General features: G+C 78.3%; 5 protein-coding genes and 1 tRNA gene. 5 read left to right on the top strand and 1 reads right to left on the bottom strand.

Translation table 11 applies throughout. The features are described 5' to 3' along the window. Nucleotides 1–30 precede the first annotated feature (30 nt). Complete coding sequence (gene selD / locus MN205_RS19500; protein ID WP_242130106.1) at nucleotides 31–1,029, bottom strand: selenide, water dikinase SelD; 999 nt, start codon at nucleotides 1,027–1,029, stop codon at nucleotides 31–33. Between the two features lie 57 nt (nucleotides 1,030–1,086). Between selD and MN205_RS19495 the strand changes: the two genes are divergently transcribed. The 5 genes from MN205_RS19495 to MN205_RS19475 all read left to right on the top strand — a co-directional run bounded on the left by MN205_RS19495 (nucleotide 1,087) and on the right by MN205_RS19475 (nucleotide 6,741). Next, nucleotides 1,087–1,182 (top strand) — tRNA-Sec (locus MN205_RS19495). Nucleotides 1,183–1,229: 47 nt separating this feature from the next. Further along, entirely contained in the window at nucleotides 1,230–2,558 is a 1,329-nt protein-coding gene (gene selA / locus MN205_RS19490) for an L-seryl-tRNA(Sec) selenium transferase (protein ID WP_242130104.1), read from the top strand. A 1-nt stretch (nucleotide 2,559) separates the two neighbouring features. Further along, entirely contained in the window at nucleotides 2,560–4,335 is a 1,776-nt protein-coding gene (selB, locus tag MN205_RS22190) for a selenocysteine-specific translation elongation factor (protein ID WP_374115994.1), read from the top strand. A gap of 160 nt (nucleotides 4,336–4,495) precedes the next feature. Then, nucleotides 4,496–4,870 carry a hypothetical protein gene (locus MN205_RS19480; protein WP_242130102.1) on the top strand — a complete coding sequence of 125 codons (375 nt, stop codon included), beginning with the start codon at nucleotides 4,496–4,498 and terminating at the stop codon, nucleotides 4,868–4,870. 212 nt (nucleotides 4,871–5,082) lie between these two features. Continuing rightward, complete coding sequence (locus tag MN205_RS19475) at nucleotides 5,083–6,741, top strand: EAL domain-containing protein (protein ID WP_242130101.1); 1,659 nt, start codon at nucleotides 5,083–5,085, stop codon at nucleotides 6,739–6,741. The last annotated feature ends 56 nt before the right edge of the window (nucleotides 6,742–6,797 follow it).

Below are 6,797 nucleotides of genomic sequence, written 5' to 3'. Positions count from 1 at the left end.
CACCGCGGGGTCGGGGGCGTGATCGAGGGGTCAGCGGACGGCGACCGTGACGCCGCCCCGGGCGGGCGTGAACTCGCCGACGACCGGGTAGCCGGGCACCTCGCCCGCCACGAGCAGACCCCCGGAGGTCTGCGCGTCCGCCAGCAGCACCAGCTCGTCCTCGTCCACGCCGTCCGCGTCCAGCGTCGGGCGCACCCACTCCAGGTTCCGGCGGCTGCCGCCGGGCACGAACCCGGCCGCCAGCGACTCGCGGGCCCCGTCCACGTACGGCACCGCCGCGGCGTCCACGACCGCGGTGACACCGCTGGCGCGGGCGATCTCGTGCAGGTGCCCCAGCAGCCCGAACCCCGTCACGTCGGTGGCGCAGCGCGCCCCCGCCGCCAGGGCGGCCTGCGACGAGGCCGCGTTCAGCGTCGTCATGACCGCGACCGCCTCCTCGAACACCTCCCCGGTGCTCTTGTGCCGGTTGTTCAGCACCCCCAGGCCCAGCGGCTTCGTCAGCGTGATCGGCACGCCCGCCACCGCCGCGTCGTTGCGCAGCAGGCGCTCCGGGTCGCCCGTGCCGGTCACGGCCATCCCGTACTTCGGTTCGGGGTCGTCGATGCTGTGCCCACCGCCCAGGTGGCAGCCGGCCGCCGCGGCCGCGTCGGCGCCGCCGCGCAGCACCTCGCGCGCCAGCTCGGGCGGCAGCACCTCGCGCGGCCAGCCGAGCAGGTTCACCGCCACCAGCGGCGTGCCGCCCATCGCGTACACGTCGGACAGCGCGTTCGTCGCAGCGATCCGCCCGAACGTGTAGGCGTCGTCCACCACGGGGGTGAAGAAGTCCGCCGTCGCGATCACCGCGAGCCCGCCGCGCACCCGCACGACGGCGGCGTCGTCGCCCACCCCCACCACCAGGTCCTCTCCCGGTGGCGGCGCCAGGTCCGCCACCATCTCCTCCAGCTCCCCGGGGGGGATCTTGCACGCGCATCCGCCGCCGTGGGCGTACTGCGTCAGGCGCACCGTCGCCGGGAGGTCCGTGGTCGTCACGGCGCTCACCGTAGGCCCGCACCGACGGTGTGGCAGGCTGACCCCCGCACGCTGCAGGGAGGCGTACGGGTGCCTGGTGGCCCCCGCGGTCTTCAACACCGACGTGACCGAGCACCTCGGTCAGGTGGGTTCGATTCCCATCCGCCTCCGCCAGCGCGTGCCCGGGTGCTCGTCGGGCCCCCGGGGTAGGTTCGGCGACCGTGCCAGACCCCACCCGGGCCCCGCGCGACCCGCGCCGCGCCGTGCCCCGCACCGACGCCGTCCTGGCCGCACCCGAGCTGGCCGCCGCGATCGCGGCGCGCGGGCGCGATGCCGTCAAGGCGGCCGTGCGCGAGGTGCAGGGCGGGGTGCGTGCCGGTGAGGTCGCCCCCGCTGACGTGGTGCCCGCGGTGCTGGCCGCCCTGCCGGCCCCCTCGAGCGTGCGCCGGGTCCTGAACTGCACCGGCACCGTCCTGCACACCAACCTCGGCCGCGCCCAGCTCGCCCCCGAGGCCGTCGACGCCGTCGTCACCGCCTCCGGCGCCACGGACGTGGAGCTGGACCTGACCACCGGCCGCCGCGCCCGCCGCGGGCGCGGTGCGCTGGCGGCGCTGCGCGAGGCGGTGCCCGCCGCCGGTGACGTCCACGTCGTCAACAACGGCGCCGCCGCCCTCGTGCTGGCCGCCACCGCGCTCGCCGCCGGCCGCGAGGTCGTCGTCAGCCGCGGGGAGATGGTCGAGATCGGCGACGGGTTCCGGTTGCCGGACCTGCTGGTGTCCACCGGTGCGCGGCTGCGGGAGGTCGGCACCACCAACCGCACCACCCTCGCCGACTACGCCGCGGCCGTCGGCCCGGGCACCGGGATGGTCCTGAAGGTCCACCCGTCCAACTTCGTCGTCACCGGGTTCACCTCCGGCGTCGAGGCCGGTGAGCTCACCGGCCTCGGTGTGCCCGTCGTCGCCGACATCGGCTCCGGCCTGCTGCGCCCCGAGCCGCTGCTGCCCGACGAGCCGGACGCCACCACCGCGCTGACCGCCGGCGCCGACCTCGTCACCGCCAGCGGCGACAAGCTCCTCGGCGGCCCGCAGGCCGGGCTGCTGCTGGGACGCGCCGACCTCGTCGAACGGCTGCGCCGGCACCCCCTGGCGCGGGCGCTGCGCGTGGACAAGCTCACCCTCGCCGCGCTGGAGGCCACCGTGCGCACCGCCGCCAACCCCACCCGCGACGCCCTGCGCGCCGACCCCGCCGGGCTGCGAGAGCGGTGCGCGGCACTGGCCGCGACGCTGCGCGGGCGGGGGGTGGCCGCGGACGTCGTCGACGCCGCGGCCGTCGTCGGCGGCGGCGGGGCGCCCGGCGTGGAGCTGCCCTCCGCGGCCGTCGCGCTGGACGAGGCGCTCGCGCTGCCGCTGCGGGTGGGGGAGCCACCCGTGGTGGGCCGCGTCGAGCGCGGCCGGCTGCTGCTGGACCTGCGGTGCGTGGACGCGTCCGCCGACGCCGAGGTCGCCGGCGCCGTGCTGCGCGTGGCCGCGGCGGGCGGGGCGGGTGCCTGAGGTGCACGTCGTCGCCACCGCCGGGCACGTCGACCACGGCAAGTCCAGCCTCGTGCGCGCCCTGACCGGCACCGACCCGGACCGGCTCGCGGAGGAGAAGCGCCGCGGGCTGACCATCGACCTCGGCTTCGCGTGGGCCGACCTGCCCGGTTCCGGCACGGTCGCGTTCGTCGACGTGCCCGGGCACGCCTCCTTCGTGCCGACGATGCTCGCGGGTGCCGGGCCGGTGCCGGTGGCGGTGCTCGTGGTGGCCGCCGACGGCGGGTGGATGCCCCAGTCCGCCGAGCACCTGGCCGCCCTGGACGCCCTCGGCGTGCGGCACGGCCTGCTCGTGGTCACCCGCGCCGACCTCGCCGACCCGGCGCCCGCGACGGCCGCCGCCCGCGCCGAGCTCGCCGGCACCAGCCTGGCCGGGGTGCCCGCGGTGGCGTGCAGCGTCGTCACCGGGGCCGGCCTGGACGACGTGCGCCGCGCCCTGGCGCAGGTGCTGGCGTCCGTGCCCGCACCGCGCGCGGACGGGCCGGTGCGCCTGTGGGTGGACCGCGCCTTCACGGTCCGCGGCGCCGGCACCGTCGTCACCGGCACCCTCGGCGCCGGCACGCTGCGCAGCGGCGACGAGCTCGACCTGGTCACCGCCGCCGGTGCGCGCAGCGCGCGGGTGCGCGGCCTGCAGAGCCTGGAGCGCGACGTTGCGGCCGCGAGCGGCGTCGCGCGCGTGGCCGTGAACCTGCGCGGGCTGGACCGCGCCGACGTCGCCCGCGGCGACGCGCTCGTCACCCCCGGGTGGTCGGTGCGCACCGACGTGCTCGACGTGCGCTGCCCCGGCGTGGCGGAGCTGCCCGCCCAGCTCGTCGTGCACGCCGGCTCCGCGGCGGTGCCCGCCCGGCCCCGTCCCCTCGGCGTGGACGGCGCCGACGCGCTGGTGCGGCTGCGGCTGGCGGCCCCGCTGCCGCTGGTGCTCGGCGACCGGCTGCTGCTGCGCGACCCCGCCCGCCACCTCGTCCTCGGCCCGGCCGTCGTCCTCGACGTGCGCCCGCCGCCGCTGCGCCGGCGCGGTGCGGCCGCCGCGCGCACCGCCGAGCTGCGCGACCTGCACGGCGAGCCCGACGAGGCCTCCGAGCTGCGCCGCCGCCGCGTCGTGCGCGGCGCCGACCTGCGCGCGATGGGCGTGGACGTGCGCACCTCCCCGGTGGCCGGGGGCTGGCACGTGGCGCCCGGGCTGCTGGAGCGGACCGGTGAGCGCCTGGCCGCGCTGGTGGCCGAGCACGACGCCGCCGCCCCCCTCCACCCGGGGTTGCCGCTGGAGGAGGCCCGCCGCGCCCTGTCCCTGCCGGACCGGGCCCTGGTCCAGGCCGCGGTGCGCCCGCCGCTGCGGGTCGCCGACGGTCGCGTCGTCGCCGGGGCGGCGGCGGAGCAGCTGCCGCCGCGGGTGGAGCGGGCGGTGGCGGCGGTGGTGGCCGACCTGGCCGCCCGGCCGTTCGCTGCGCCCGACGCCGAGCGGCTGCGGGAGCTGGGCCTGGGCCGCAGCGAGCTGGCCGCCGCGGTGCGCGCCGGGCGCCTGGAGCGCGTCACCGAGGGGGTCGTGCTGGCGCCGGGGGCGCTGCGCCTCGCCGCGCGGGAACTCGCCGCCCTGCCGCAGCCGTTCACGGCCGGCGAGGCCCGCAAGGCGCTGGGCACCTCGCGCCGGGTGGCGCTGCCGCTGCTGGAGGCCCTCGACGCGGCCCGGCTCACCACCCGGGGCGCCGACGACCGCCGCCGGGTGACCGCTGCTGGCTGACCGCCCCGCCACCGCGGGGGTGGGCCGTCCGGGCGGTGGTGGGCCGCCACGCGGGTGACTGCGCGTTCAATCAACGCCGCTGTGCGTGATGCCCGTCCCAGACTGGAACGGCGTCCCCCGCTCCGGGGTGACGCCTCGCGAGTCTGGAGGGACGTCCCCCGTGAGCGCAGCGCACTTCGACCCGCGACCGGTGCCGGCCGCAGCAGCCGCACCCGGCCCGCAGGAGTTCCCCGCAGGGCCCGCCGCACCGCGCGTGCTGCACCTGCAGCCGGTGCTGGCCACCGCCGTGCCCGCCGGTGGCCTCATCGCCTCCCTCGCGGTGTTCGCCCACGCCGGGCCCGGCGCCGGGGCGCTCGTGGCGGGCGGGGCCCTGCTCACCGGGGCCGCCCTGCGCGCGGCGCACCGGGCGGCGGCGCTCGCCCGCAGCTTGCGGGAGGCGGCCGCCGCCCCCACCCGGCACGCCGTCGAGGGCGCCGCCGCCGAGACCGGTACCGGGCCCGTCGTGCCGGGCCACCTGCGCCGCGGCGCCGCCTGACGGTTCCCCCGAGCGGTGAGCCGATCGGAGCGGCCGCGACGCACCCGATCGGGTGACGCCTGGGGCTGCTGAGGTGCTGCCCCTCCCGTAGCGTGGTGCCCTTGTCACGGACAGCAGTGACACGCGAGGCTTCGGCGTACCGGTGACCAGCACCGCACCGGAGCGGAGCTCAGCGGTGCCGGTGCGACGCCGGCAGGAGGGGAGGGCAGGCCGTGGTGCAGTGGCCGTGGTCCGCGCGTTCCCGGGCGGGCGACGACGTGCGCGCCCGCGTCGTGCCCTGGGCCCTGACCTCCCCGCTGGTCGTCGTCGGCGTCGTCGCCCTCGCCCAGCGCCTCCTCGACGGCCCGCCCAGCCTCGCGACGCTGCTCGCCGCCCTCGCCGGCGGCGTCGTCAGCGCCCTGCTGCTCCTGCTGCTGGCCGTGCAGTCCGCCCACCGCGTCGACCAGGACGGCCGCGAGCGCCAGGAGCGGCTGGAAGCCGCCCTGCGCCAGGCGCTGCACGACCCGCTCACCGACCTGGGCAACCGGCAGCTGTTCACCGACCGGCTCCAGCACGCCCTCGCCCGGCGCGGCACGCGCGGCTGCGCAGTGCTCTACCTGGACCTGGACGGCTTCAAGAGCGTCAACGACACCCACGGCCACGCCGCCGGCGACGCCGTCCTCGTCGAGGTCGCCCACCGGCTGCGCGCCGCCGTGCGCCCGGAGGACACCGTCGCCCGCTTCGGCGGCGACGAGTTCGCCGTGCTGTGCGAGGACCTCGCCGACGACCTGACCGCCAGCCGCATCGCCGAGCGCGTCGTGTCCTCCATCGCCGACCGGCCCGTCACCGTCGGCACCGACCGGCACCTGAGCATCACCCCCAGCGTGGGCATCGCCCTCGCCCGCGAGGAGGGCGACGCCCCCAGCCTGCTGCGCCGCGCCGACGCCGCCCTCTACCGCGCCAAGGAGGGCGGCAAGGCCCGCTCGGAGCTGTTCGACGAGCGCATGCAGGCCCAGGCCGTGGACGCCTCCCAGACCGAGGTGGACCTCGCCCTCGCCGTCGAGCAGGGCCAGCTGCGGCTGCACTACCAGCCGATCGTGGACCTCACCGACGGGCACGTGCAGGGCGTGGAGGCGCTGCTGCGCTGGCAGCACCCGCGCCGCGGCCTGCTGCACCCCGGCGACTTCATCCCCCTCGCCGAGCGCACCGGGCTCATCGTCCCCATCGGGCAGTGGGTGCTGCGCGAGGCGTGGCGCACCCTGCGCGACTGGTACGCCCGCGAGGGCGAGGACTCCACCTTCACCGTCTCCGTCAACGTCTCCCCCCGCCAGCTCGCGGGCGGTCAGCTGCTGGACGCCGTCGCCGTCGAGCAGCCGCCCGGCGCCGCCGGCAACGCCCTGCTCGTGGAGGTCAGCGAGGAGCTGCTCGTCGCCGACGCCAACGCCGGCTTCAGCACCCTGCACGCGCTGCGCATGATGGGCGTGCGCATCGGCGTCGACGACTTCGGCCGCGGCGTCTCCTCCCTGTCGCACCTGCAGACCATGCCGGTCGACCACGTGAAGGTGGACCGGCACTTCATCGCCGGCCTCGGCCACCGCCGCCAGGACGAGGCCGTCGTCGCCGGGATCATCGGCATGGCCCGCAGCATGGGCGTCGGCGTCATCGCCGAGGGCGTGGAGACCCCCGAGCAGCTCGGAGCCCTGCGGCGCATGGGCTGCGACGCCGCGCAGGGCTTCCTGCTGGCCCACCCCGCCCCCGTCGTGGACCTGGACCGGGCGCTGCCGGAGGCCACCACCGGGCTGCTGCACGAGGTCCTCGACCTTGACGGCGCCGAGCGCACCACCGGTGCCCGTGCCGCCGCGCGCCCGGCGCTCGCCCGCGACGGCCGCTGAGCCGACGCTCAAGCTCCGCCCCCGCGCGGTCGATAGGGAGGGGCGGGGCCTCGTCG

Origin of the sequence: Kineococcus sp. TRM81007 (assembly GCF_022669155.1) — a bacterium.
Taxonomy (GTDB): domain Bacteria; phylum Actinomycetota; class Actinomycetes; order Actinomycetales; family Kineococcaceae; genus Kineococcus.
This window is presented reverse-complemented; position numbering and strand designations above follow the sequence as displayed.